The organism is Streptomyces bicolor (genome assembly GCF_000719285.1).
GTDB classification, from domain to species: Bacteria; Actinomycetota; Actinomycetes; order Streptomycetales; family Streptomycetaceae; genus Streptomyces; species Streptomyces bicolor.
The window spans coordinates 546,525-571,819 of the sequence record NZ_JOFS01000005.1 but is presented as its reverse complement, the minus strand read 5'-3'; the positions used below and the strand labels follow the sequence as shown (position 1 = coordinate 571,819).

At 71.9% G+C, this 25,295-nt stretch carries 23 protein-coding genes and 2 pseudogenes; 16 read left to right on the top strand and 9 right to left on the bottom strand.

Features of this window, described 5'->3' with window-relative positions; translation table 11 throughout:
- The first annotated feature begins 19 nt into the window (after positions 1–19).
- On the top strand, positions 20–253 hold the full coding sequence (locus IF78_RS0108730) for a WhiB family transcriptional regulator (RefSeq protein ID WP_031480333.1): 234 nt from the start codon (positions 20–22) through the stop codon (positions 251–253).
- Positions 254–290: 37 nt separating this feature from the next.
- Here the strand turns inward: IF78_RS0108730 and IF78_RS0108725 are convergent, their stop codons facing one another.
- Genes IF78_RS0108725 through IF78_RS0108715 form a run of 3 tightly spaced genes read right to left on the bottom strand, consistent with a single transcriptional unit; the run spans position 291 to position 3,577 of the window.
- Entirely contained in the window at positions 291–2,114 is a 1,824-nt protein-coding gene (locus tag IF78_RS0108725) for a sensor histidine kinase (protein ID WP_031480331.1), read from the bottom strand.
- Positions 2,111–2,806 (bottom strand): response regulator transcription factor, encoded by a 696-nt coding sequence (locus IF78_RS0108720; protein ID WP_051827557.1) that lies wholly within the window; start codon positions 2,804–2,806, stop codon positions 2,111–2,113. Before IF78_RS0108720 ends, IF78_RS0108725 begins: the two co-directional genes overlap by 4 nt.
- 30 nt (positions 2,807–2,836) lie before the next feature.
- Positions 2,837–3,577, bottom strand: a complete 741-nt coding sequence (locus IF78_RS0108715) for a hypothetical protein (protein ID WP_031480327.1) — start codon at positions 3,575–3,577, stop codon at positions 2,837–2,839.
- A 59-nt stretch (positions 3,578–3,636) separates the two neighbouring features.
- Here IF78_RS0108715 and IF78_RS0108710 point away from each other — a divergent pair, with 59 nt between their 5' ends.
- Complete coding sequence (locus tag IF78_RS0108710) at positions 3,637–3,987, top strand: DUF488 domain-containing protein (RefSeq protein WP_031480325.1); 351 nt, start codon at positions 3,637–3,639, stop codon at positions 3,985–3,987.
- A gap of 40 nt (positions 3,988–4,027) precedes the next feature.
- Here IF78_RS0108710 and IF78_RS0108705 read toward each other — a convergent pair whose 3' ends face one another.
- Positions 4,028–5,701, bottom strand: a complete 1,674-nt coding sequence (locus IF78_RS0108705; RefSeq protein WP_031480323.1) for an FAD-binding dehydrogenase — start codon at positions 5,699–5,701, stop codon at positions 4,028–4,030.
- Between the two features lie 16 nt (positions 5,702–5,717).
- A complete protein-coding gene (locus tag IF78_RS0108700; protein WP_031480321.1) occupies positions 5,718–6,344 on the bottom strand; it encodes a TetR/AcrR family transcriptional regulator in 627 nt (208 codons plus the stop codon).
- 113 nt (positions 6,345–6,457) lie between these two features.
- On the opposite strand from IF78_RS0108700, the gene IF78_RS0108695 reads away from it, so the two are divergent.
- The 4 genes from IF78_RS0108695 to IF78_RS0108680 all read left to right on the top strand — a co-directional run bounded on the left by IF78_RS0108695 (position 6,458) and on the right by IF78_RS0108680 (position 10,447).
- Positions 6,458–7,087, top strand: a complete 630-nt coding sequence (locus IF78_RS0108695; protein WP_031480319.1) for an alpha-ketoglutarate-dependent dioxygenase AlkB — start codon at positions 6,458–6,460, stop codon at positions 7,085–7,087.
- A 109-nt stretch (positions 7,088–7,196) separates the two neighbouring features.
- Positions 7,197–8,378 (top strand): acyltransferase family protein, encoded by a 1,182-nt coding sequence (locus tag IF78_RS0108690; protein ID WP_037639918.1) that lies wholly within the window; start codon positions 7,197–7,199, stop codon positions 8,376–8,378.
- A 49-nt stretch (positions 8,379–8,427) separates the two neighbouring features.
- Positions 8,428–9,174: an MBL fold metallo-hydrolase gene (locus IF78_RS0108685; RefSeq protein WP_031480315.1), complete on the top strand. Its 747-nt coding sequence runs from the start codon at positions 8,428–8,430 to the stop codon at positions 9,172–9,174.
- Between the two features lie 40 nt (positions 9,175–9,214).
- Positions 9,215–10,447 carry a DUF4032 domain-containing protein gene (locus tag IF78_RS0108680; RefSeq protein ID WP_031480313.1) on the top strand — a complete coding sequence of 411 codons (1,233 nt, stop codon included), beginning with the start codon at positions 9,215–9,217 and terminating at the stop codon, positions 10,445–10,447.
- Between the two features lies 1 nt (position 10,448).
- On the opposite strand, the gene IF78_RS0108675 is transcribed toward IF78_RS0108680, so the two are convergent.
- On the bottom strand, positions 10,449–11,321 hold the full coding sequence (locus IF78_RS0108675) for a universal stress protein (RefSeq protein WP_031480311.1): 873 nt from the start codon (positions 11,319–11,321) through the stop codon (positions 10,449–10,451).
- A 62-nt stretch (positions 11,322–11,383) separates the two neighbouring features.
- On the opposite strand from IF78_RS0108675, the gene IF78_RS0108670 reads away from it, so the two are divergent.
- The 4 genes from IF78_RS0108670 to IF78_RS0108655 all read left to right on the top strand — a co-directional run bounded on the left by IF78_RS0108670 (position 11,384) and on the right by IF78_RS0108655 (position 15,365).
- Positions 11,384–11,737 carry a VOC family protein gene (locus IF78_RS0108670; protein ID WP_031480309.1) on the top strand — a complete coding sequence of 118 codons (354 nt, stop codon included), beginning with the start codon at positions 11,384–11,386 and terminating at the stop codon, positions 11,735–11,737.
- Positions 11,738–11,896: 159 nt separating this feature from the next.
- Positions 11,897–13,573, top strand: coding sequence for an NAD(P)/FAD-dependent oxidoreductase (locus IF78_RS0108665; RefSeq protein ID WP_031480307.1), 1,677 nt, complete (start codon positions 11,897–11,899; stop codon positions 13,571–13,573).
- Positions 13,570–15,015, top strand: coding sequence for an ATP-binding protein (locus IF78_RS0108660; protein WP_031480305.1), 1,446 nt, complete (start codon positions 13,570–13,572; stop codon positions 15,013–15,015). Before IF78_RS0108665 ends, IF78_RS0108660 begins: the two co-directional genes overlap by 4 nt.
- Positions 15,012–15,365, top strand: a complete 354-nt coding sequence (locus IF78_RS0108655; RefSeq protein WP_031480303.1) for a UBP-type zinc finger domain-containing protein — start codon at positions 15,012–15,014, stop codon at positions 15,363–15,365. The genes IF78_RS0108660 and IF78_RS0108655 overlap by 4 nt, the downstream gene beginning before the upstream one ends.
- Before the next feature lie 15 nt (positions 15,366–15,380).
- Here IF78_RS0108655 and IF78_RS0108650 read toward each other — a convergent pair whose 3' ends face one another.
- From IF78_RS0108650 to IF78_RS0108640, 3 genes and pseudogenes are all read right to left on the bottom strand, one after another.
- Positions 15,381–16,574, bottom strand: coding sequence for an SGNH/GDSL hydrolase family protein (locus IF78_RS0108650; protein WP_031480301.1), 1,194 nt, complete (start codon positions 16,572–16,574; stop codon positions 15,381–15,383).
- 20 nt (positions 16,575–16,594) lie between these two features.
- Positions 16,595–17,373 (bottom strand): annotated as a pseudogene (locus tag IF78_RS0108645) (glycosyl hydrolase family 95 catalytic domain-containing protein); the annotation flags it as partial.
- An 11-nt stretch (positions 17,374–17,384) separates the two neighbouring features.
- On the bottom strand, positions 17,385–18,572 hold the full coding sequence (locus tag IF78_RS0108640) for an ROK family transcriptional regulator (RefSeq protein WP_031480297.1): 1,188 nt from the start codon (positions 18,570–18,572) through the stop codon (positions 17,385–17,387).
- A gap of 207 nt (positions 18,573–18,779) precedes the next feature.
- Between IF78_RS0108640 and IF78_RS0108635 the strand changes: the two genes are divergently transcribed.
- The 6 genes and pseudogenes from IF78_RS0108635 to IF78_RS45845 all read left to right on the top strand — a co-directional run.
- Positions 18,780–20,027: a serine hydrolase domain-containing protein gene (locus IF78_RS0108635; RefSeq protein ID WP_031480295.1), complete on the top strand. Its 1,248-nt coding sequence runs from the start codon at positions 18,780–18,782 to the stop codon at positions 20,025–20,027.
- Between the two features lie 92 nt (positions 20,028–20,119).
- Positions 20,120–21,499: a CAP domain-containing protein gene (locus IF78_RS0108630; protein WP_031480293.1), complete on the top strand. Its 1,380-nt coding sequence runs from the start codon at positions 20,120–20,122 to the stop codon at positions 21,497–21,499.
- Between the two features lie 65 nt (positions 21,500–21,564).
- Positions 21,565–22,242, top strand: a complete 678-nt coding sequence (locus tag IF78_RS0108625; protein ID WP_031480291.1) for an AIM24 family protein — start codon at positions 21,565–21,567, stop codon at positions 22,240–22,242.
- Positions 22,243–22,445: 203 nt separating this feature from the next.
- Complete coding sequence (locus IF78_RS0108620) at positions 22,446–23,540, top strand: tetratricopeptide repeat protein (RefSeq protein ID WP_051827555.1); 1,095 nt, start codon at positions 22,446–22,448, stop codon at positions 23,538–23,540.
- A complete protein-coding gene (locus tag IF78_RS0108615) occupies positions 23,537–24,607 on the top strand; it encodes a polyprenyl synthetase family protein (RefSeq protein WP_199921385.1) in 1,071 nt (356 codons plus the stop codon). The genes IF78_RS0108620 and IF78_RS0108615 overlap by 4 nt, the downstream gene beginning before the upstream one ends.
- A 141-nt stretch (positions 24,608–24,748) precedes the next feature.
- Positions 24,749–25,149 (top strand): annotated as a pseudogene (locus IF78_RS45845) (hypothetical protein); the annotation flags it as partial.
- Between the last annotated feature and the right edge of the window lie 146 nt (positions 25,150–25,295).

Here is a 25,295-nt window from a genome sequence, read left to right as displayed (position 1 = left end):
ACGATCGCAGGTGACTTTGATGGACGACTGGCGAGACCACGCCGCCTGCCGCCATGAGGACCCCGACCTCTTCTATCCGATCGGCACGTCCGGACCGACCCTGTTGCAGACCGAGCAGGCGAAGGCCGTCTGCCGGCGCTGCACGGTCCGTGAGCAGTGTCTGAGCTGGGCGCTGGACATGGACCAGTTCATCGGGATCTGGGGCGGCACGAGCGAGGCCGAGAGAAGGGCGTTGCGGCAGCGCGCCGGGTGACCGTCGGACCGGCGGGACACCCGTCGTGGCCGCTCGCTCAGTCAGGCGGCTCGGCGGCCGGCAACCGCAGCGTGAACACGGAACCGGCACCGGGCTCGCTCGCCGCCTCGACCGTCCCGCCGTGCGCCGCGACCAGGTGCCGGACGATCGGCAGGCCCAGTCCGCTGCCGCCGGTCCGCCGGCTGCGGGACTTCTCCGCACGCCAGAAGCGGTCGAAGACGTACGGCAGGTCCGCGATGTCGATACCGGTCCCCGTGTCGGTGACCTCAAGGACGACGTCGTCGCCGTCGCGCCGGGCGGCGAGCGTCACGGTGCCGTCGGCCGGTGTGTGGCGCAGGGCGTTGGAGACGAGGTTGCCGAGCGCCTGGCGCATGCGGACGGGGTCGGCGTCCAGCCAGGGCGTGCCGTCCGTGGTGGTGCGCAGGGTGACGCCGGCCGTGTCGGCGGCGACGCGGTGGGCGGCGGCGACCTGGTCGAGGAGTTCGTCGGCGCGGACGGGCTCGCGGTGCAGGCGCAGGGTGCCGGCGTCGGCGGCGGCGAGGTCCTGGAGGTCGTCGATGACGCGCTGGAGGACGAGGGCCTCCTCGTGCAGGGAGGCGAGCAGGGCGGGGTCGGGGTCGACGACGCCGTCGCGGGTGACTTCCAGCCAGCCCCGGATGTTGGTGAGCGGGCTGCGCAGTTCATGGGCGATGTCGCTGACCATGGCCTTGCGCTGCACCTCCAGGCGCTCGCGCCGCTCGGCGAGTTCGTTGAAGGCCGCGGCGAGGATGCCCGTCTCGTCCCGGGTGGTGACAGGAACCCGCGCATGCAGTTCGGGCGGCTGCTGGGCGGCCTCCGTCAGCGCTCGCAGCGGCCGGACGAGCCGGGTGGCGACCGCGGCGGTCACGGCCACGGTGACGGCCAGCACGAGTCCGGCGGCGCCGACGACCTTGGCCTTGTTCGCCGGGGACATGTCGAACCGCACCGCGGTCGGGTCGCCGCCGCCCAGGAACAGCTCTGCCACGGGGGCGACGTACGGGTCGAGTTGGGCGCGGCGCGCCGCAGCCACGCAACCCTCGGCCTCACGCACGGCCTCGCGGTCGGCGGGGCTCGCGATCTTGCCCATCGGGTAGCGGGTGCCGAGGCGCTGCTCGGTGACATCGACGGTGGCGAACATGGGCGTGGACGGGCCCACTCCGCGCCGGTCGAGACAGGCGCGAGCGCGCCCCGACAGGTCGGCCAGGGCCTTCTCCTCGGTCGGTGTGGGGGTGTTGAGCAGCCCGTCCGCGCACGCGTCGGGCACCTGCCCGCCCGCGACGGGCCCGTCGTGGTCGGTGACCACCGGGCGGCCGCTCGGCGTACGCACCACGGCGGTCTCGTAGCCGTTGCGGGCGAAGCACCGCTGCCGGATCAGCGCGAGCTTCTCCAGCCGGGCCCGCTCCGCGTCCGTCACCCGGTAGGGGCCCACCACACGGGGATCGATGCCGCCGCGCTGTGCTCCCCGCTCGGTGTAGGTGTCGATGTGCAGGGGGTCGATGGTGGCGGCGGCGCGTGGTGGCAGGGAGGTGCCCGGCGGTGCGGAGTCGGCGATGGTCCTGCGGTCCGTGGTGGTCAGGGCGATCCGGCGACCGGTCCGCGCGGACAGCTCACGGACGGTCCTCTCGATCCCCTTCCAGTCGGCATGGGTCGCGGCATGGCCGCTGAGCCGGGCGAGGACGTCCATGTCCTCCGCGAGGACCTGTCCTTGTTCCTCCCGCAGGGCCCGGGTGATGGTCTCGACCGCCAGCCAGGCGGTCGCGGCCACCGAGCAGACGGCGATCAGCACCGTGGCGATCAGCAGCCGGATCAGGAGGCGCTTGCGCAGCGGTATCCGCCGGGTCATCCGCGGCCGCCGCTGAGCTTGTAGCCGACGCCGAAGACGGTCAGCAGCCGCACGGGCCTGCGCGGGTCGGCCTCGATCTTCCTGCGCAGGTTCATGATGTGGACGTCGACGGCCCGCTCGGTGGAGGCCCGGTCGATGCCCCGGGTGCACTCCAGCAACTGCCGCCGGGAGAAGACCCGTTCGGGCTCGGCGGCCAGGGCGAGCAGGATCTCGAACTCGGCCGGTGTGCACTCCACCGCCGCCCCGTCGCACCGCACCTCGTGCCGTACGGGGTCGACGGCGATCCCGGCGGCGCGTACGACGGGATCCTCCCGCCGGCCGGCGGCGCGCCCGCTGCGCCGCAGCACCGTGCGTATACGGGCCATCAGCTCACGCGGGCTGTACGGCTTGGTCATGTAGTCGTCGGCGCCGAGTTCGAGGCCGAGCAGCACGTCGTCCTCCGCCGACCGGGCCGTCAGCATCAGCACCGGGATGTCGTCGTCCCGGCGCAGGACCCGGCACACCCCGAAGCCGTCGATCACCGGGAGCATGAGGTCCAGCACGACCAGGTCCGGCCGCTGCCGCCGGACCTGGTCGAGGGCGGCCGAGCCGTCGTGGACGACGGTCGCGGTGTGGCCCTCCGCCAGCAGGGAGCGGCGTATGAGTTCGGCCTGCATCTCGTCGTCCTCGGCGACCAGCACATGTGCGCACACGTGGCGGATCCTAAGCGTTTCGTGGGATTCTCAGCGGGCCAGCGACTTGGCGTCGCCCATGACGACGACGGGACGCAGGTGCGGGTCCAGCGCCAGGAGCAGCTCCCTCATGTGCTCCCGCGCGATGCTCACGCAGCCCTGCGTCGGCCCGTCGTGGTCGACGTGCAGCCATATGCCGCCGCCGCGACCGGCGCCCAGCGGGCGGGTCCAGTCGAGCGGTGACGTGCCGGGCTTGCGGTTGTAGTTGATGGCGATCACGTAGTCGAACGAGCCCGCGAGGGGCTCGCCCTCGAAGCCGGTGCCGGTGGCGGTGAACCCGGAGCCGTGGTCGTACGGCAGCTTCGTGCCGGGGTCACGGAGCAGGCCTCCGGCGTCGGTGAGTGTGAAGACCCCGACGGGTGAGCGCAGATCGCCGGCGCGGTGGTGGTCGGTCCACCCGCGCAGGGCGTTGTGGGCGGGCCAGCTGCCGCCGGCCTCCCAGCCGATGTCGCTGCGCTCGTACAGGACGACGGTGGACTGTGACGAGTTCCTGCCGCGCCCGGTCACGACGACGGCCTGACGCGCCTCGGAGGGCACCTTCGCCCAGGTCTCGGGCCCCAGACCGGGCAGCTGCTGCGGGGCCACCTCAAGGGCGACCTCCGGCAGCGGCGTGCTGGTCGTGGGCCGGGTGGCAGCGGGCTCGTGGTCCGGTGTCGCCACGGCACCGCCACCGCAGCCGGTGAGCAGCAGGGAGGCGGCGAGCAGGGCGACACGGGGCTTGTGCGTGATCATGCGTCGACCTTGGCCGAGACTTGTGAGGAACTCGTCAGGTCCACGAGAAAGGCCCGGCCATGAGCGTTCGCATCCGGCGCGTCTATGAAGCACCCGAACCCGAGGACGGCGTGCGTGTCTTGGTCGACCGGCTGTGGCCGCGCGGCCTGTCGAAGGACGCGGCGCACGTGAACGAGTGGCCCAAGGGGCTCACCCCGTCCACCGAACTGCGGCGCTGGTACCACGCGGGCGAGAGGTCGTACGAGGAGTTCGCCGACCGGTACGAGGCGGAGCTGGCCGCGCCCGAGGCGGCAGAACTCCTTGATCAGGTGAGGGAGTTGACGAGGAAGGGCGACGTGACGCTACTGACCGCGTCGAAGTCGCCGGAGCAGAGTCACGCCGCCGTGCTGGCCCGCCTCCTCCAGGCGTGAACCCCGATGCCGGCGTGAGGAGACGGGCCGCACGTCACCGTCAGCCCGTCTGCCGCGCCGCGGCCCGTCCCGCCGCCCGGCCCGAGAAGAGGCAGCCGCCGAGGAAGGTGCCCTCCAGGGCGTTGTAGCCGTGGACGCCGCCACCGCCGAACCCGGCGACCTCGCCGGCCGCGTACAGACCGTCGACGGGCGTCCCGTCGGCTGCCAGCGCTCGGGAGTCGAGGTCGGTCTGGATGCCGCCGAGGGTCTTGCGGGTCAGGACGTGCAGCTTGACGCCGATGAGAGGCCCGGCCGCCGGGTCCAGGACGCGGTGCGGGGTGGCGACGCGGCCGAGGCGGTCGCCGATGTAGCGGCGGGCGTTGCGGATGCCCTGGACCTGGGCGTCCTTGCTGTACGGGTTGGCGATCTGGAGGTCGCGGGCCTCGATCTGGCGCCGGATGTCCGCCGCGTCGAGGAGCGGCTTGTCGGTCAACTGGTTCATCTTCTCGACCAGTTGCTCCAGGTTCGGGGCGGTGACGAAGTCGGCGCCGTTGCGCAGGAACGCCGCCACCGGGCCCGGGGCGCCCTTGCCGAGCACCCGCTCCCTCAGGAATCCTGCGCGGTCCTTGGCGGTGATGTCGGGGTTCTGCTCGGAGCCCGAGAGTGCGAACTCCTTCTCGATGATCTTCTGGGTGAGGATGAACCAGGAGTGGTCGTACCCGGCGATGTCCTCGTCGGTGCGCAGGTACTTCAGGGTGCTCAGGGTGTCGTAGCCCGGCAGGCACGGGTCCGGCAGACGGCGGCCCAAGGCGTCGAACCACAGGGAGGACGGGCCGGGCAAGATGCGGATGCCGTGGCCGGGCCAGATCGGGTCCCAGTTCTGCAGGCCCTCGGTGTAGTGCCACATGCGGTCGCGGTTGACCAGGCGTACGCCCGCCTCCGCGCTGATGTCGAGCATGCGTCCGTCGACGTAGGCGGGGACGCCGGTGACCATCTCGGTGGGTGGGGTGCCGAGCCGCTCGGGCCAGTAGCGGCGGACGATGTCGTGGTTGGCGCCGATGCCGCCGGTCGTGACGATGACGGCCTGGGCGGTCAGCTCGAAATCGCCGACGCGGTCCCGGTTGGAGGCGACGCCCCGGGGCGAGTTGTCCTCGGTCAGGACCGTGCCGCGCACCCCGCGCGCTGAACCGTCCTCGAGGACCAGCTCGTCCACCTGGTGCCGGTGGTAGAAGGTGAGCAGCCCGTCGCGCGCGGCCTGCTTGGCGTACCGGACGAACGGCTCCACGACGCCCGTGCCGGTGCCCCAGGCGATGTGGAACCGGGGAACGGAGTTGCCGTGGCCGTGGGCGCGCAGGTCGCCGCGCTCGGCCCAGCCCACGGTGGGCAGGAACTTGATGCCGTGCGTGTCGAGCCAGGACCGCTTCTCGCCGGCCGCGAACTCGACGTACGCACGCGCCCAGCGCACCGCCCAGGAGTCCTCGTCGTCGACCCGGTCGAACTGGGCGCTGCCCTGCCAGTCGTTCCAGGCCAGGTCGAGGGAGTCCTTGATGCCCAGGCGCCGCTGCTCCGGGGAGTCGACGAGGAACAGTCCGCCGAAGGACCAGAACGCCTGCCCGCCGAGGTTGGCGGCGTTCTCCTGGTCCACCAGCGCGACCCTGCGGCCCCGGCTGGTCAGTTCGCTCGCGGCGACCAGGCCCGCGAGTCCCGCTCCGACGACGATGACGTCGGCATCCATGGCGACCGTCCCTTCCTCATACGGTGGTGTCGCTGCCGTCGGTGAGCAGCGCGGTGAGTATTTGTTTCAGCCAGGCGCGGGCGTGCTCGACGTCCTTGTCCAGCAGAAGTTGGGTGGTCACTCCGTCGTAGGCGGCGACCACGGCGTGGGCGGCACCGTCGATGTCGCCGAGCACGGCGGGCAGTGCGGTGTGTCCCCGCGCGCGGGCGAGCCGGTCGGCGATCGCGCCGCGCAGCCGGGCCCGGTGTTCCAGCAGGGTCTGGGCGACGGCTGGTTCTCGGGCGGCGTGCACCAGGAAGTCCGTCTTCACCAGCAGCCAGTCGCGGTCCAGGAGCAGCACGTCGGTCACCCGGTCCACGGCGGCGGGCACGTCCAGGTCCGGCCCGTCGAGGGCGAGCGCCCCGGACACCTGCTCCGCGATCAGGTCCGCGCGCTGCTGGTAGAGGGCGAAGAACAGCTCGTCCAGGCTGTCGAAGTTGGAGTAGAAGGCGCCCCTGCTGTAACCGGCGGCCTCGCAGACCTCCTCGATGGAGACGCGCCCGAAGCCCTTCGCGGCGAACACGGCGAACGCGGCGTCGAGAAGGTTGGCCCGCGTGCGGACGCGGCGCCTGGTGACGCGCTTGGTTGTGCTCTCGACCGCCATGCTTCGCCTCCATTCGATACATGAATGTATCCGATACAGCAATGTATCCAACAGGCCGGCCGAGCGGAAACCCAAATAGGAACAGACTTTCGATTCAGGGCTACGCTGGAACCATGGCCACGCACCTCCAGGGCTCCCTGTTCGACCAGACCGACGAGCTGCGGCTGGGCTCCCTCACCGGGGTCCGCCGCACGCGACTCACCCATGGCGCCTGGATCGACGTCCTGCCCGGCTGGCTCAGCGGGGCCGACGCCCTGTTCGAACAGCTGGCCGCGGAGGTGCCGTGGCGAGCCGAGCGGCGCACGATGTACGACCACGTCGTCGACGTACCGCGCCTGCTCGCCTTCTACGGCGCGGACGACGCACTTCCCCATCCCGTGCTCACCGACGCCCGCGACGCGCTGACCGCGCACTACGGCGAGGAGCTGGGCGAACCCTTCACGACGGCCGGGCTCTGCTACTACCGCGACGGCCGCGACAGCGTCGCCTGGCACGGCGACCGCATCGGGCGCGGCGCGCGGGAGGACACGATGGTGGCGATCCTCTCCGTGGGCGCGCCCCGGGATCTGCTGCTGCGCCCGATGCGGGGCGGCGGCGAGACGATACGGCGTCCGCTGGGGCACGGCGACCTGATCGTGATGGGCGGCTCGTGCCAGCGGACCTGGGAACACTCCGTGCCCAAGAGCACGCGCGCCACGGGACCGCGCATCAGCATCCAGTTCCGCCCGCACGGCGTGCAGTGAGGCGGAGAGGCGGCCGCTTCGGCTGCACGCGGGGGCTGCCTCCGGCGGACGGTGCCGGAGGCAGCCCTTCCTCTGGGCGAAGCCCTGTCCTGCCCCCACACTGGGGCGGGTGAGCGCGGAAACGCAGGCACCGGCCACCTCACCCCGACGCGGCGAACTGGACGCGCTGCGCGTCCTCGTGGTCCTCGGGCTGGTCTTCTTCCACTCCGGCCTCGTCTTCTCGCCGGACGACGACTTCTACGTCAAGAACGCGCAGACGACCGACGCCGTCACCGTGCTCGCCGGGTTCGCGGTGGTCTGGGCGATGCCCATCCTGTTCCTGGTCGCCGGGCTCGGCTCCCGGTACTCGATCCGCCGGCGCGGACCCGCCCGCTTCAGCCGTGAACGGCTGCTGCGCCTGGGCGTTCCGCTCATGTTCGCGACGCTCGTGCTGTGCCCACTCCCCCAGTGGCTGCGGCTGCGGGCCGCCGATCCCGGCTACGACGAGTCGTACTGGCGTTTCTGGCCCCGTTTCCTCACCGTCCACCCGGATCCGGCCGACTTCCCCTTCGTCCTCGACGGGGAGCACTTCGAGACCGGGCATCTGTGGTTCGTCGTGCTTCTGCTGGCCTTCAGCCTGCTCCTCGCCCCGGTCGCGGCACCGCTCGCGGCCTGGGCCGAGCGCGTGGGACGGACGGTGGAGCGGCGCCCGGCCCTGCTTCTCCTGCCCACCCTTCCGCTCGCCGCGATCAACGCGTTCCTGGGTATGGAGGAGGGCTTCGCGGGCTGGAACCGCTGGGCCTACCTGGTGTTCTTCCTCTTCGGCTACGCCCTCGCCGACGACGTACGCGTTCGCGCCGCGCTGCGCCGGCTCGCCGTGCCGGTGGGCGTGGCCGGACTGGTGCTGTTCGCGGGGACCGCGCCCGGGTTCCTCTCCCTGGACGACCCCTTCACCGAGTGGAACCCGTTCGCGCTGGTGACCCGGGCCGTGTTCGGGGCGGCGGGCTGGTGCTGGGTGGTGGCGATCCTCGGGCTGCTGGACCGGCCGCGCGAGGCCCGGCCGCCATCGCGCACGATGATGTATCTCGGGCTCGCCGCCCTGCCGTTGTACGTGCTGCACCAGCCGGTCGTGGTCGCCATCGCGTACGGCGTGGTGGGATGGCCGGCGCCGATCGTCGTCGAGTACGCGGTGATCGTGGCGGGTTCGCTCGCGGTGATCCTGGTGCTCTACGAGTGCGTGGTGCGCAGGACGCGGCTGACGCGATTCCTGTTCGGAATGCGTCCGGCCCCGCCGGACCCGCATTCATCCTGATCTGCTTTGCTGTCTCCGTCGGGCACGGACCTCACCACGCGGGACGATCATGCGGGCAGATGTGCAGCAAGTCGCGGACGGCACCCATCTGGTGCACGGCAGCAACACGAACTGGGTGATCCTCACCGAGGGCGACGCGGTCACGCTGATCGACACCGGCTATCCCGGGGACCGGCCCAGGCTCCTCGCCTCGCTCGCCGAGGTGGGGAGTTCGCCGGAGGCGGTCACGGCCGTACTGATCACCCACGCGCACACGGACCACCTGGGCAACGCCGAGTACCTGCGCGACACCTACGGCACGCCCATATACCTGCACGAAGTCGAAGTGCCGCACGCCCGCCGGGAGTTCCTGCACCAGGTCAGCGTCGGCACGGTCCTGAAGAACGGCTGGCGGCCGGGCGTCCTGCCCTGGGCCGTCCACGCCATCCGCTCCGGCGGCACCGAGCACGTCCCGGTCACCTCCCCCGAGCCGTTCCCCTCGCCCGGCCCGCTGGACCTGCCGGGCCGGCCCGTCCCGGTGCACACTCCCGGCCACACCGACGGCCACTGCGCCTACCACCTGCCCGACGCCGGGGTGGTGATCGCGGGCGACGCCCTGGTGAGCGGCCACCCCACCTCGCGGCTCGAGGGGCCGCAACTGCTGCCGGACATGTTCCACCGTGAGCGTGCCCAGGCCGTGGCCTCGCTGGCCGTACTCGAAGGCCTCAAGGGCGATGTGCTGCTTCCCGGGCACGGGCCGTCGCACCGCGGCTCGGTGCGGGAAGCCGCTCTTCAGGCCCGGGAGCGCGCACTTTAAGGTGAGGTGACGATCACCGCGAGGCGAGGACGAACGGCCCATGGCACTGCAGATCAGCGCGACGAACCCGGAGCACCCCGGGCTCCTGCTGGAGCTGCCCTGGCACCTGCCCCTGGAGGAGTGGCCGGAGGACGTCCTGGTCCCGCTGCCGCGCGGCATCTCACGCCACATCGTGCGCTACGCCCGGGCCGGCAACGAGGTGATCGCCGTCAAGGAGCTCGCCGAGCGCCCGGCGTTGCGCGAGTACGAGCTGCTGCGCGACCTGGACCGCCTCGGCATCCCGGCGGTCGACCCGCTGGCCGTCGTCACCGGCCGCACCGACGCGGCCGGCGGCCCGCTGGAGTCGGTGCTGGTCACCCGGCACCTTCGCGGCTCGCAGCCGTACCGCTCGATGTTCGAGACGACGATGCGCCCGGCGACCATGCACCGCCTGATGGACGCGCTGGCCGTGCTGCTGGTCCGCCTCCACCTCGCCGGGTTCGCCTGGGGCGACTGCTCGCTGTCCAACACGCTGTTCCGCCGTGACGCGGGCGCGTACGCCGCGTATCTGGTGGACGCCGAGACGGGCGATCTGCACTCGCAGCTCAGCACCGGCCAGCGCGACTACGACCTGGACCTCGCCCGCGTCAACATCAGCGGTGAGCTGCTGGACCTGGAGGCGTCCGGGGCGCTGCACCCCTCGGTGGACCCGATCGAGTTCGGCATGGAGATCTGCGCGCGCTACGGCGGCCTGTGGGAGGAACTGACCCGCACCTCGGTCTATCCGGCGGGCAAGTACCACTACATAGAGCGCCGGATACGCCGCCTGAACGACCTCGGCTTCGACGTCGCCGAGATGCAGATCGAGCACGCCACCAACGGCGACACCGTCACCTTCGTGCCGAAGGTCGTCGACGCCGGCCACCACCAGCGTCAACTGCTGCGCCTCACCGGCCTGGACACCGAGGAGAACCAGGCCCGGCGGCTGTTGAACGACCTGGAGAGCTGGATGGCCACCCAGGACGACTACGCCCCGGGCGACCCCCTCGGCGCCCGCCCGGAGGTCCTCGCCCACCGCTGGGTGCGCGACGTCTTCCGCCCCACCGTGCGGGCCGTGCCGCTGGAGCTGCGCGGCTCCATGGACCCGGCCGAGATCTACCACGAGTTGCTCGAGCACCGCTGGTACCTGTCCGAGCGGGCGCAGCACGACATCGGCCTCGACACGGTGGTCGAGGACTACATCAAGAACATCCTGCCCACGGCCCGGGAGACGCTCCAGCCCACCACCGACTGACTCAGGCCGGCGGTACCACCGCCACCGGGCAGTCCGCGTGATGCAGGACGCCGTGCGCCACCGAGCCGATGCGGGCGCCCACGGCCGTACGGCGGGCACGGCGCCCGACCACCATCAGCTGGGCCCGCCCGGCGACCGACAGCAGCACCTGCCCGGCGCTGCCCATCTCGACATGCTCGACGACCTGGACGTCCGGGAAGCGCTCCCGCCACGGCAGCAGGGCCTCACCCAAGGCCTTCTTCTCGTACGGCTCCAGGCCTCCGGCGTCGTCGAGGAGCTTCAGGGAGGCCGGGCTGTAGGCGAACAGCGGCGGCAGGGTCCAGGCCCGTACGGCGCGTACGGTCGCCCCGCGCGCGGCGGCCGTCTCGAAGGCGAACCGCAACGCGGCGGCGCTGTCGTCCGCGTCGCCGTGCTGACCGACGACGATCTCGCGCCCGGCAGCCTCGGCCGAGGCCTGGTCCCCGGCCCGTACGAGGACGACGGGCCGCGCGGACCCGGCGATCACCTGCTGTCCGACGGAGCCCAGCAGGAACCCGACGACCGCGGCGCGGCCCCGCGATCCCAGCACCAGCATCTCGGCCTCCGCCGCCGCGGCGACCAGCGTCTCGGCCGCCGGGCCGTCGAGGACATCGGTGGTGACGTCAAGGCCCTGGTGCCGCTCGGTGACGGAACGGGCGGCCTCGGTCAGTCCTTCGCGCACCCACCGTTCCTGGCTTTCCGGGTCCCCCGCGTCGATCGCCTCGTGCGGCTGGAACCGCCAGGCGTGCACCACCCGCAGGTCGAGCCCCCGGCGGACCGCCTCCCGGGCGGCCCAGGCCAGCCCGGCGAGACTCTCCTCCGATCCGTCCACCCCTACCGTGATCGGGCGCGTCATTCCGGCTGCCTCCTCAAGTCGCGATCTCGTCCGTGGGTCCCAGTCTTCACTACGCTGCGGCCATGGCTTTGGAGTGGGAGCAAGTGAACGTCGACGCGGCCGATCCCGTGGCCCTGGGGCGCTGGTGGGCCGAGGCGCTCGGCTGGGTCGTGGTGAACGACTCGGCCGAGGAGTACGAGATCCGGCCGGAGAAGGACCGTCTGCCCGGACTGCTCTTCGCGCCCGTTCCGGAGGGCAAGACCATCAAGAACCGTCTGCACCTCGACTTCCGCCCCGACGACCAGGACGCCGAGGTGAGCCGCCTGCTGGCACTCGGCGCGCGCCCCGCGGACATCGGCCAGGGCGATCAGCCCTGGGTGGTGCTCGTGGACCCGGAGGGCAACGAGTTCTGCGTGCTCGCCGCGCGTCACCGCTGACGGCGGCCGCTCCGGTCACTGCCAAAGATCTCCCCACCTCGCACGTACCTGAGCGAAGCGGGCGGATCGAACATACGATGGCCGGGAGTCGGCTCGGCGACCCGCGCCCTGAGGACGCTCGCCGCCGCGCCGAGACGCGACGCCCGGGGTGGGAGACGTATGGCACAGGCCGCCGAAACAGCGCGGACCGTCATCCTGACCGTGGACGACGACCCGGGAGTGTCCCGGGCGGTCGCCCGCGACCTGCGGCGGCGCTACGGCGAGTCGCACCGGATCGTGCGCGCGGAGTCCGGCGAGTCCGCCCTGCAGGCACTGCGCGAGCTCAAGCTGCGCGGCGATCTCGTCGCCGTGATCCTGGCCGACTACCGCATGCCGCAGATGAACGGCATCGAGTTCCTCGAACAGGCCCTGGACGTGTACCCGGGCGCGCGCCGGGTGCTGCTGACCGCGTACGCGGACACGAACGCGGCGATCGACGCGATCAACGTCGTAGATCTCGATCACTACTTGCTCAAGCCGTGGGACCCGCCGGAGGAGAAGCTGTACCCGGTCCTGGACGACCTGCTGGAGGCGTGGCGGCGCAGCGACTTCCGGCCGGTGCCCAGCACCAAGGTGGTCGGGCACCGCTGGTCGGCGCGATCGTCGGAGGTACGGGAGTTCCTGGCCCGCAACCAGGTGCCGTACCGCTGGTACTCGGCCGATGAGCCCGAGGGGCAGCGGCTGCTCGCCGCGGCCGAGCAGGACGGGCAGCGACTGCCGCTGGTGATCACGCCGGACGGCACGCCGCTCGTGGCGCCGGAGGCACCGGAACTCGCCGCGCAGGTGGGGCTGGCCACGACGCCGACGGCCGACTTCTACGACCTCGTCGTCATCGGCGGCGGCCCGGCCGGGCTCGGCGCCGCCGTGTACGGGGCGTCCGAGGGGCTGCGGACCGTGCTGGTGGAGCGGTCGGCGACCGGCGGGCAGGCCGGGCAGAGCTCCCGGATCGAGAACTACCTCGGCTTCCCGGACGGTGTGTCGGGGGCGCAGCTCACGGACCGGGCGCGGCGCCAGGCGACGAAGTTCGGCGCCGAGATCCTCACCGCCCGCGAGGTGACGGGACTGGAGGTCAGCGGCGCCGCGCGGATCGTCCGGTTCTCGGACGGCTCGGCGGTCGCCGCGCACAGCGTGATCCTGGCGACCGGCGTGTCCTACCGGCAACTGCGGGCGCCCGGCTGCGACGACCTGACCGGCTGCGGGGTGTACTACGGGTCGGCGCTCACCGAGGCGCCCGCCTGCCAGGGCCAGGACGTGTACATCGTCGGCGGCGCCAACTCGGCCGGACAGGCGGCGATGTATCTGTCGCGGGGCGCCAAGTCGGTGACACTGCTGGTGCGCGGCGAGTCGCTGTCGGCGTCCATGTCGCACTACCTGATCCAGCAGATCGACGAGGCGCCGAACATCTCGGTACGCGCCCGGACCGTCGTCGAGGCCGCGCACGGCTCCGGCCACCTGGAGCAGCTGACGCTGCGCGACCTGGACAGTGGGCGGACCGAACTCGTCGACGCCCAGTGGATGTTCGTGTTCATCGGCGCGGCCCCGCTCACCGACTGGCTGGGCGAGACGGTGCTGCGGGACGAGCGCGGCTTCATCCTGGCCGGGCCCGACCTGACGTCCGGCGGGCGGCCGCCGGCGGGCTGGGAGCTGGACCGGCCGCCGTACCACCTGGAGACCAACGTTCCCGGCGTGTTCGTGGCGGGCGACGCGCGCGCGGAGTCCGCGAAGCGGGTCGCGTCCGCCGTCGGGGAGGGAGCCATGGCCGTGATGCTCGTCCACCGTTATCTGGAGCAGTCATGAGCGGGCGGTTGATGCCGTGCAACCCCCAGGAGATCGGGTCGCTGTTCCTGTTCGAGAAGCTCACGCCCGAGCAGCTCGGCAGGCTGTGCAGCGAGGGACGGGTGGAGCAGTTCGAGCCCGGCCCCGTGTACACCGAGGGTGATCCCGCCACCTGCTTCTACGTGATGGTCGAGGGCACGGTCGTCCTGTCCAGGCGGGTCGGCGGCGACGACGTGGAGGTCAACCGGACCTCCCAGCGCGGGGTGTACTCCGGCGCCTGGCAGGCCTACCTCGGGGACCGGGTGCCGCAGGTCTACAACAGCTCGATGCGGGTCACGGAGCCGACGCGGTTCTTCGTCCTGCCCGCCGAGACCTTCGCGGCAGTGATCCGCGACTGGTTCCCGATGGCCCTGCATCTGCTGGAAGGCCTGTTCTTCGGCCAGAAGAGCACCCAGTTGGCGATCAACCAACGCGAACGGCTGCTGGCGCTGGGCTCGTTGTCCGCCGGTCTCACGCACGAGCTCAACAACCCCGCGGCGGCGGCCGTACGGGCGACGGCGACGCTGCGCGAGCGGGTCGGCAAGATGCGGCACAAGCTGGCCATCATCGCGCAGGGGTCGTACTCCCCCGAGGTCATGGCGAACCTCATCGACATCCAGGAACGCACCGCCGAGCGGGTCGCCAAGGCACCCACGCTCAGTCCGCTGGAGGCCGCCGACCGGGAGGACACGGTCACCGACTGGCTCGACGACCACGGCATCCCGCAGGGCTGGCGGATCGCGCCCACGTTCGTGCAGGCCGGTCTCGACGTGGACTGGCTGGACCAGGTCGCTGCGGCGGTCGACGAGGACATCCTGCCGAGTGCGATCGGGTGGCTCAACTACACCGTCGAGACCGAGCTGTTGATGGACGAGATCAACGACTCGACCGCCCGCATCTCGCAACTCGTCGACGCCGCCAAGCAGTACTCCCAGCTCGACCGCGCGCCCTTCCGGAACGCCGATGTGCACGAACTGCTCGACAGCACCCTGCTGATGCTGTCCGGCAAGATCGGCCGGCAGATCAAGGTCGTCAAGGAGTACGACCGTACGCTGCCGAAGATCCCCGCGTATCCGGCGGAGCTCAACCAGGTCTGGACGAACCTCATCGACAACGCGGTCTCCGCGATCAACAGCGCGGGCGGTGAAGGGACGTTGACCGTGCGGACGGCTCTGGATCACGACCGGCTGCTGGTGGAGTTCCGTGACACGGGGGTGGGCATCCCGGCGGAGATCCGGGGGCGGATCTTCGATCCCTTCTTCACCACGAAGCCCGTGGGTGAGGGCACCGGGCTCGGCCTCGACATCTCCTGGCGGATCGTGGTCAACAAGCATCACGGCCACATCCAGGTCGAGTCGGTGCCGGGTGACACGCGGTTCCAGGTGCTGCTGCCGCTTGCAGCGGTCGAGGAGGAGTCCGAATGACCAGCGACGACGGAATCGATCCGAGCGTGCCGCCCAGCGGGAGCGGGTGTGCCGAATGCGACGCGGTCGGGGGGTGGTGGTTCCATCTGCGGCGGTGTGCGCAGTGCGGGCACGTGGGCTGTTGTGACAGTTCACCCGCCAAGCACGCGACCGCGCACTTCCGGGACACCGGGCATCCGTTCGTGCAGAGCTTCGAGCCGGGTGAGGAGTGGTTCTGGAACTACGCCACGAACGAGATGTACGAGTCGGGGCCCGAGCTCGCGGCACCGGTGAGTCATCCCGCGGACCAGCCGTCGCCGGGGCCGGCGGGCCGGGTGCCGCAGGACTGGGCCAAGACGTTGCGCGCCTGAGGACTGCGGTGCCGGTCAGCCGGTGACGTCGCAGTCCAGGGCGCTCAGGTCGACCGCGTCGGCCATCGCCTGCATGCCCTTGTCGTTGGGGTGTATGTGGTCGCCGCCGTCGAGGGCGGGCAGCATCCTCGCCCGGTCGTAGGGGCTGCGCAGGATGCGGTCGAAGTCGGTGACCGCGTCGAACTCGCCGCTGGTGCGGATGAATTCGTTGACCTCCTGGCGTACGGCCTCGGCGGCCGGATCCCATTCGTGCCAGCCCTTGAAGGGGCCGATGGTCGCGCCGACGACGCACTTGCCGGCCGCGTGCGCCCGGTCGACGATCTCGCGGTAGCCCTCGATCAGGTCCTCGGCCGTGACGCCCGTGTGGGCCTTGATGTCGTTCACGCCCTGGAAGATGAACACGGTCCGCACGCCCGGCTGGGACAGCACGTCCCGCTCGAGCCGGTTCAGCGCGCTCAGGCCGGGCCCGTCCGCGAGGACCTTGTTCCCGGCGAGCCCCTCGTTGGCCACGCCCTTCACCGCCGTGTCGGCCCGTTGCAGGCGGCGGGCCAGGTAGTCGGGCCAGCGACGGTTGAGGTCGGAGGTGGACTGCCAGCCGTCGGTGATGGAGTCGCCGAGGGCCACCACCGCGCCGGTGTCCTTGGGGGCGCGTACGGAGACGGCGTCGAGGTAGAACCAGGAGCCGGTCGGGATCGTCCAGGCGGCGCCGCTCTCCTCGGCGGTGTGGTCGCCCTGCGTGGCGTACGACGTCTGCATGGCCATCCAGTGGCCGCTCGCCGGGCCGCCCGCGTCCGGGCTGTGCAGGCTGACGACCAGGTTGGTCGCGGCGGGCAGCCGGCCGGGCAGCGGGTCGCTCCACACGGTGCCGCCCGCCGGCACGGTGACCGTGCGCGCACCGCCGAACGTCAGGCGCCGGTTGCTGCCCGGCCGTAGCTCGGCGCCCTGCTTCTGGATGCCCGCGTAGACGCTGTCGAAGGTCAGCGGCCGGTCCCCGAAGGCGTTGGAGAGCCGGATCCGCAGATCGGTTCCGGCCGCGCTGGTGTGCACGACGAGGCGGTAGCCGCGGCCGGCGACACCGTCGCCCATGCGGTCGGCGCTCGCCGCCCAGGTGACGACACCGCTGCCGTCGGCGGTCGCCTCGACGCCGGGGGCGCTCTGGCAGGCGGCGACCGCCAGCAGGACGGCGGCCAGCGGGAGTGCGGGCCTCACCGGGCGAGGTCCTTCAGCGTGACGGAAGTGCCGGGCTGCAGGGTGACCGTGCGGGACACATCGCCGTAGACGACCGTCGTGGTCTCACTCAGGTTGTCCGGCGACATCCACTCCTCCAGCCACCCGGCGATCGTGTCCGCGTAGTCGGTGTCCCTCCGCAGCTCCGCTGCCGCGGTGCAGTAGTTCCCGAACAGTACCCACACCAGTTCCTGAGCATAGGTGATGCCCTGGGCGTCCTGCGGGCCGTGCTCAGGAGACCAGTCGCTGTCGTCGATGAGCACGAGGTAGCGGCCGAGCTGGAGGTAGGCGGCCTCCAGTTCGGGGTCGGGTTCCAGGTCGCGGGTGCGGGCGTGCAGGCGCTCCCAGGTGTCCAGTTCGCGTTGCGCGGACGTGGAGGTGCCGAGGGAGAGGCCGAGTCGTCCGTACAAGGCGCGGTAGTCGGCGACGTGGGTGCGGCGCAGGGCGCCGTAGCGCAGGCCGTTGGGGAGGGCCGCGCCGAAGGAGTCGGCGGCGGTGTGCTGTTCGCCGTGGGTGCCGGTCAGGGTGATGGTGCCGGTGTAGCGGCCGCCACCGCTCTGGGTGAAGTGCACGACGATGACGTCGTCGGGGGGACGTCGACGGTGAGCCAGGCGAGCAGCGTGAACGAGCCGAAGTCGGAGCGGCCGTAGGGGCACTGGCCGTCGTGGTCGAGGGTGCCGTTGAGGCCGCCGGTCCACATCGTGGCGTCGCTGATCAGCAGCAGTTCGCGGCCGGGGCCGTTGCTCGCGAGGGCTCCGATACGGCCGTTGCCGACGGGGAGGCGGGGTCGGTTCAGCGGCGCTGCCGCTGGTCGTCGGCTCTGATGAAGGACTGGATCGCGGTGGCCGCGGCCCCGCGCGCCCATCCCTCGAAGGGCAGCGGGCGGGTCTGTACGTCGCACTCGGCGGCGGAGCCGAACGCGGCCGCGGCGAACGCGTCGCGGATCTGTTCGGCGAACAGGTCGTGGGCGGCGAGACCCTCGCCGGAGATGATCACCCGCTCGGGGCCGAGCAGGTTGGCCACGGTGGCGATGCCACGGCCGATCGCCTCGCCGGCCCGGGCGTAGGCGTCCCGCGCCCCTGCGACGCCGCGGTGGGCGAGGGCAACGGCCTGCGCGGTGTCGGCGACCTCGGCGCCCGTCGTCTCGCGGATCCGCCGCAGGATCGCGGCATCCCCCGCGATGGCCTCCACGCAGCCGCGGTTGCCGCAGTGGCAGGGCGGGCCGGCCGGGTCGACTGTGACGTGGCCGATCTCCCCGGCCACGCCATGCGCGCCGGCGACCACCCGCCCGTGCACCACGAGGCCGCAGCCGATGCCCGCGCCGACCGTCACCACGGCGAAGTCGGACAGGCCCACGCCCGCGCCGAACCACTGCTCGGCGACGGTGAGGGCCCGTACGTCGTTGTCGACGATGACCGGCAACCCGGTGGTCGTGGCGGCGAGTTCGGCGAGGGGCACGTCCCGCCACGCCAGGAACGGCGAGTAGCGGACGACGCCCGCGCCCCGGTCGACGTCACCGGAGACCGCGATGCCGAGGCCGAGGACCGGGACCCCCAAGTCGCCCGCCTCCGCGAGCAGTTCGCCCGCCAGCTCGGCGACGGAGGCCAGTACGCCCTTCGGTTCCCGGTCCGGGAGCGGGGCGTGCCGGGCGACGCGGATACGGCAGCACAGGTCGGTGAGCACCGCGATGATCTCGTCGCCGGTCACCTTGACCCCGATGAACAGGGCCCGTCCCCCGTCGACCCGCACCGGGTTGGCGGGGCGGCCGAGCGCGGGGCGGGCCTGCTCGTCCGCGTCCTCCACCAGGTACCCGGCCTCGATGAGGGGCCGTACCGCCTTGGTGACGGCGGCCGGGGACAGTCCCGTGCGCCGGGCCACCTCGAGGCGGGTGAGGGGCCCATGGCTGAGGACCGTGGTGAAGATCTGCGAGACGGCCGGCGTGTTCGCCGGGAAGGTCTCGGCGCTGCGGATCGAGGACATGCCCGGGAACCCAGAGCCCTTATTTTCTGCCGTCAATAAAAGAAGCAGGATTCACCGACAGGACAGCCGAAGGACTCCTACCCGGTGATCCGGGACTGTCCAACTGTGCGTCGTCCGTGGCGATCTGACGTGGTGCGAGAAGGTTGCCCGGCGCGAGGCTGATCGTTCTCGTATCAGCGGCACATCGACAGAAACGGGAGAAGGCGCATGGTCTCAGCGACGACGGTGGTCAGGGGTACGGCGGTGGCGGCGGCCCTGGTGTCGCTCCTGGCGGTTCCGGCACACGCCGCATCACCGGTACCCGGCGCCACCAGGGTCGACGCCTCGGCGAGCGCCCTGCCCGAGCCCGATGTCACGGGGTTGTGGAACGTCCTGCGCACGGTGCGACGGCAGGGCGCTCCGGGCGCGATGGCACGGCTCGACGACCACGGCACGGTCCACTGGGCGGCCACGGGGGTCGCCGACCGCAGGACCGAACGGACCATCAGCAACGCCGACCGGTTCCGCATCGGCAGCGTCACCAAGATCTTCTCGGCCGTCGTCCTGCTGCAACTGGCCGACGAGAGGAAGCTGAAGCTCGACGCCCCGGTCAACCGCTATCTGCCGGGTCTGCTGCCCGACGACCGCATCACGGTGCGGCATGTGCTCAGCCACCGCAGCGGGCTGCACGACTACACCGACGAGATGTTCGCGCGGACGGTTCCCGGCTTCGAGGCGGTCCGCAGGAAAGTCTTCACCTACCGGCAACTGGTGAACCGGTCCCTGAGCAAGCCACGGACGACCGAACCCGGCGGCCGCTACTCCTACTCCAACACCAACTTCGTCGTCGCCGGAATGCTCATCGAGAAGCTGACCGGCCACTCCGTGCACACCGAGTACAAGAACCGCGTCATCGGCCCGCTGGACCTGCGCGACACCTTCTACGTGCACCCCGGCACGAAGATCCCCGGCCGCCACGCCCGTGGCTATCTCACCCCCGACGCGGCGGGCGCGGCGCTCGTCGACTCGACCGAGCAGACCGTGTCCTGGGCGCAGAGCGCGGGCGCCGTCATCTCCAGCACTAGCGACCTCAACACCTTTCTGTCCGCGCTGCTCGGCGGCCGGCTGACCTCCCGGGCACAGCTCGCCCAGATGCAGCGCTGGGTGCCGTCGGGGACGAACCAGGAGTACGGGCTCGGGTTGCGGCGACGCCAGCTGTCGTGCGGGATCCGGGTGTACGGTCACACGGGCGCCGTCCAGGGTTACTACACCTACGCGTTCGCGTCCGAGGACGGCAAGCGCAGCCTCACCGCACTCGCCAACACCTCCAACAACGGCACGGTGCTCAACTCCATGCTGGGCGCTGTGGAGTCCGCGTTCTGCGGCAAGCAGGCGAAGGCACGGCCGGCTGCCGCATCCGTCGAGCGGCGCGAGGGCACCGGCCCGGGGCGCACGCTGCGTCCGAACGCGGACTGAGCGCGCAGGTCGAGCGGGAACCCATGAGATCCGGCGGACGTTTTCCGGACGTCCCCTCCACCGGATCTCGAACCACCCACCTGGACGGCACGATGAGCGAGTTGGTTCCCGGGGGCAATCTGCCCCTCCCGGGCGGCAGCGTGACCGTCCGGGTGCCCGGCCCCTTCGACGTGTCCGCGCTCGTGACCGACGACAGCGGCAAGGTCCGGGGCGACGCCGACTTCGTGTTCTACAACCAGCCGTCCGCACCGGGCGCCCGCCTCCACGGCGACACCCTGACCGTCGACCCGACCCGACTGCGGCACGGGGCGACCCGGGTCACGGTGGTCGTCAGCCCCGCCGACCCCGGCACTCCCCTGGGCCGCCTGCCCGCACCCACGCTCCACGTCACCGGCCCCGGCGGCCGGGCCATCGCCCGGTTCGCCCCGCCGCGTCCGCGGCAGGAGACCGTACTGCTGCTCGCGGAGATCTACCGACGCGGCGACGGCTGGAAGCTGCGGGCCCTGGGGCAGGGGTACGCGGACGGGCTGGCGGGGATCGCGCGTGACTTCGGGGTGGACGTCGTCGAGGACGCGACACCGCCGCCCGCGCTGTCGACACCCACGCCGCCTGCAGTCGGCGCTCCGCCGACGCCCACCGCACGGCCCGCGATGCACACCCTGTCCGCCGTCGCCGCCCCGCCGGTCACCTCCGCCGACCCCGACGGCTTCCTCGGCCTGGTCAACTCCGCCCGCGCCAGGGCCGGTTCACCTACGGTCGCCCTCGACGCCCGCCTTGCCACCGCCGCTCAGGCCCACGCCGCCGCCATGGCCGCGGCAGGACGGCTCGGCGTCGAGGGCCGCGACGGCGTCTCGGTGTACCAGCGCGTCACCGCGACCGGGTACGCGTATCTCACCGTCGGCGAACACCTGGTCTCCGGCCCGCGCACACCCGCCGAGTTCGTCGCGTACTGCCTGCGCACCGAGCAGCCCAGTCGCACCCTGCGCGACCCGGCCTTCACCCACGCCGCCGTGGGGTACGTCAGGGGCGGCCCCTCGGGCGACACGTACTGGACCGCGCTGTGGGCCCGGCCGCTCACGCCGGAGGGCCTGTCCCGCACGGTGGCGGAGGTGGTCGGCCTCACCAACCGGGAGCGGGCCGGGGCCGGGCTGCCTCCCCTGGCCGTCGATCCCGCGCTCGGCACCGCCGCGCAGGCCTACAGCGCCGACATGGCGGCCCGCGCCTTCTACTCCCACACCTCGCCCGAGGGAAGCCGGCCCTGGGACCGGGCGGCCGCCGCGGGCTCCCGCATGCGCACGATCGGCGAGAACATCGCGTGCGGCCAGCGCTCCCCCGCCGAGGTCGTGGAGGGCTGGATGAACAGCCCGGGCCACCGGGCCAACATCCTCAAGCGGGACTTCACCTACATCGGGATCGGCTTCGCGGGCGGCGGCCCCGCGGGCACGTACTGGACACAGCTCTTCGGCGCGTGACCGGTTCGGGACGGACACACGATGCGAGCTGGCCGGAACGGCACCGTCCGGGACACGATGCCCCTATGAAGGGTGACCTCTTTTCCAGCGAGCACATGGTCCAGCCGGCCACGGCGCCGGGTATGACGATCGAGAACGCCAAGTGCATCAAGTACGCGGTGAACGGCGAGATGCACGCCCGCCAGGGCGCGATGGTGGCCTACCGCGGCAACCTCCAGTTCGAGCGCAAGGGCCAAGGCGTGGGCGGCATGCTCAAGCGGGCCGTGACCGGCGAGGGGCTGCCGCTGATGGCGGTGCGCGGACAGGGCGAGGCCTGGTTCGCGCACGAGGCGCAGAACTGCTTCGTCGTCGACGTCGACCCCGGAGACGAGTTCACGGTCAACGGCCGCAACGTCCTGTGTTTCGACTCCTCGTTGTCGTACCGGATAGCGACGGTGAAGGGATCGGGCATCGCCGGTGGCGGTCTGTTCAACAGCGTCTTCACGGGCCAGGGCAGGCTGGGGCTGGTCTGCGAGGGCAACCCCCTGGTGATCCCGGTCTCGCCCGAGTACCCGGTGTACGTCGACACGGACGCGGTGGTCGGCTGGACCGCCGGCCTGCAGACCTCGCTGCACCGCTCCCAGTCCCTCGGCTCGATGCTGCGCGGCGGCTCCGGGGAGGCCGTGCAGCTGATGCTGCAGGGCCAGGGTTACGTCGTCGTACGGCCGAGCGAGGCGACGCCGCCGAAGGCCCAGCAGCACTGACGGGCTCCGTGAGGTGATCTGCGCCTCACGAGCAACCCGGTCCGCCGAACCGGCGTCTTGATCGACAACAGGCGAACGACATCAGGTGATCGTCCGCAGATGACGCCCTGGCCCACTGGGCCAGGGCTGGTTTTCGACGCACTATACCGTCCGTCTATACACAATGCGTATAGATGGCGTGTATACCGGATCGAGAGGCATACATGTACGGCAAGGCATCCGCCCCGGAGTACCAGGGCGCCCTGACCACCCTGTCCGTCAACTCCTCGCTGACCGACGTACTGGCCGCCGGCACCGAGCAGTTGGCGGCGGCCGAGCGGGCCGGGCAGCACGGCGAGGCGGCGCGTTCGGGGCTCGCGGTCGCCGAGGCGCACCGCCGACTGGGGCAGATCGGGGACGCGGACCGGGCGTGGAAGGCCAGCTACCGTGCCGCCCGGGAGGCCGGCGACACGGGGGCGATGGCCTGGGCGCTGTGGAGCGGCGGCACCCTGGCCCGGCAGCGCGGTGCGTTCCGGCTGGCCCGGCGGCTGCTGCAGCTCGCGGCCGACCTCGGCGAGCGCGGCGGCGACATCGTCGTACGGGGCTACTCGCTGGCCGGTCTGGCGGAGACCGGGCGGATCCAGGGCGACTACGAGGCCGTCCACCGGCTGCACGAGCAGCTGCTGGCCGAGGCCCGGCGGCGCGGCGAGGCGCGGCACACGGTGTGGGCACTGGAGGGCATAGCCCAGATCCATCGCAACACCGGGTCGTACGACACCGCCTACGCCCTGTTCGAGGAGGCCGCCGAGATCGCCGCGCGCGCCGAGGACCGGCGGGGTCACGCCTGGGCGCTGCGCGGGCTCGCCGACATAGTCTCCGTCCGGGACGGGGACACGGAGCGGGCGCTGGGCCTGCTGTCCGAGGCCGAGGCCACCTGCCGTGCCATGAAGCTCTCCAGCGCGCTGGCCTACAACCACAAGATGCGCGGCAACGTCTTCTACCGCGCCGGGCGCTACGCCGAGGCCCGCGGCTTGTACGAGCTGGCGCTCACGGAGTTCCGTGCCATGAGTGAGCCGCGCGGGGAGGCGCTGTCCCGGCTCGGGCTGGTCAAGTCGCGGGCCCGGCTGGGGCGCGACCGTGCCGAGACCGCCGCCGAACTGGCCGAGCTGGCGGGGGTGTTGGAGCGGATCGGGCTGCGGCACGCGCGGGAGATGGTTGCCCGGGCGCAGGAGGAGTTCGGCGCCGGGGAGGGCGCCGCGAGCCAGGAGGACGTGGCGGCGATGGCCGGGGCGGGTGCCGGGGCGGTGACCGTACGGTGACGGCGTTCCCTTCGGCGGTGCGGACTCCGCTCGGCGCCCACCAGATCACCTCGTCGGCGCACGCTGCGGCCGACGCCCACCAAGTCCTCGATCGCTGCCGTGCCTTGGTGCGGCCCGCGTTGCGCGACGCTGTGGGACGGATGCATCCCTGGGTCGGTGAGATGGCCGCCTACTCCTTCGGCTGGTGCGAGGTGGGCGGTGCGTCGGCCGCCGCCTCCGGCGGGAAGGGCGTACGGCAGGCGCTGGCCGTGCTCGGGGCCGAGGCAGCCGGTGCTCCCGGGCATGTCGGGGTGCCCGGGGCGGTCGCGGTGGAGCTGGTGCACGCCTTCTCCCTGCTGCACGACGACGTCATGGACGGCGACACGACCCGGCGCCGCCGCCCCACCGTGTGGAAGGCGTACGGCACCGGACCCGCCGTCCTCGCGGGGGACGCCCTGTTCGCGCTGGCCGTCGAGACGCTCGCCGAGGCACCGATGGGTCCGCGGGCGGTGCGGCTGCTGTCCGTGGCGTTGCAGGACCTGGTGCGCGGGCAGGCGGACGACCTGCTGTTCGCCACGCGTCCGTGGACGGGGCCGGAGCGGGTACGGCCGGCCGAGTACCGGGCGATGGCCGAGCACAAGACGGGCTCCCTGCTGGGCTGCGCGGCGGCGCTGGGTGCTCTGCTGGGCGGAGCGCCGCCGGCTTCCGTCGCCGCCCTCGACCGTGCGGGACGGCATCTGGGCGTCGCCTTCCAGGTGGTCGACGATCTGCTGGGCATCTGGGGCGACCCCGCCGTCACCGGCAAGCCGGTGCACGGCGATCTGCGGGAGCGGAAGAAGACGTTCCCGGTGCTGGCCGCGCTCGGCTCCCCCGCTGCCGGTCGTCTCCCCGCCCTGCTGGAGTCGGCCACTGACCCCGCCGATGCGGCCGCGCTGATCGAGGAGTCGGGTGGCCGCTCGGCCGCGCTGGCCGAGGCTCGGCGTCATGTGATCGCCGCGGAGGCGGCGCTCGCCGATGTGCCGCTGGAGGCGGGGGCCGCCGGCGAGCTGAGGTCGCTGATCGACTTCCTCGTGCGGCGCGACCTGTGAAGGCTCGGTTCACAGCCGTGCGCCCGTGATCGGCACGTCACCGTGTCGCGCGCCGCGCAACCGAGTTGACCGGCGCGACCTCCCGCGTCAAGGTGCCAAGCGGTGCGGATCATCGCCGGCCGCACCGGAAGGGTCACTGCCTTGATCGGGATCTCGGACATCGAAGCCGCGGCCGACCTCATCGCCGGACACGTCGTACGCACACCGACCGTACCCAGCCCGGGCCTCACGGAACTGCTCGGCGTCCCGGTCGTGGCGAAGCTGGAACTGCGCGGCGTCGAGATCGCCCGGGACGCCGGAGCATCCGTGCATCTGACCGACGACATGGACAGCGCGTTCACGCTCGTCGGGCGGTGCGCGGTGTGCTCGACCTCGCCGGACACGCCAAGGTGTGGGCCGAGCCGGCCGCCGGCTGTCTGCTGCCCGCGGCCCGGCGCGTGCTGGAGCGGGTCGGGGAGGGCGCGCGGCTCGGGCTGGTCCTGTGCGGTGGCAACGCGACGACCTCGGACGTACTGCGCCGGGCGGCGGATTTCGGTCTCCGCTGCAGCACGCTCAATTCCCCCGGGCTTTTCCGTTGCTTACTCGCGCGTAAGAAACAAATGAAAAGAGAATCCCTTTAGTTGAGGATTTCGTTGAACGCTTCGCGCCACGTCTCTCGTACTTCCTGTGAGAAATGAGAGCCAGGGGT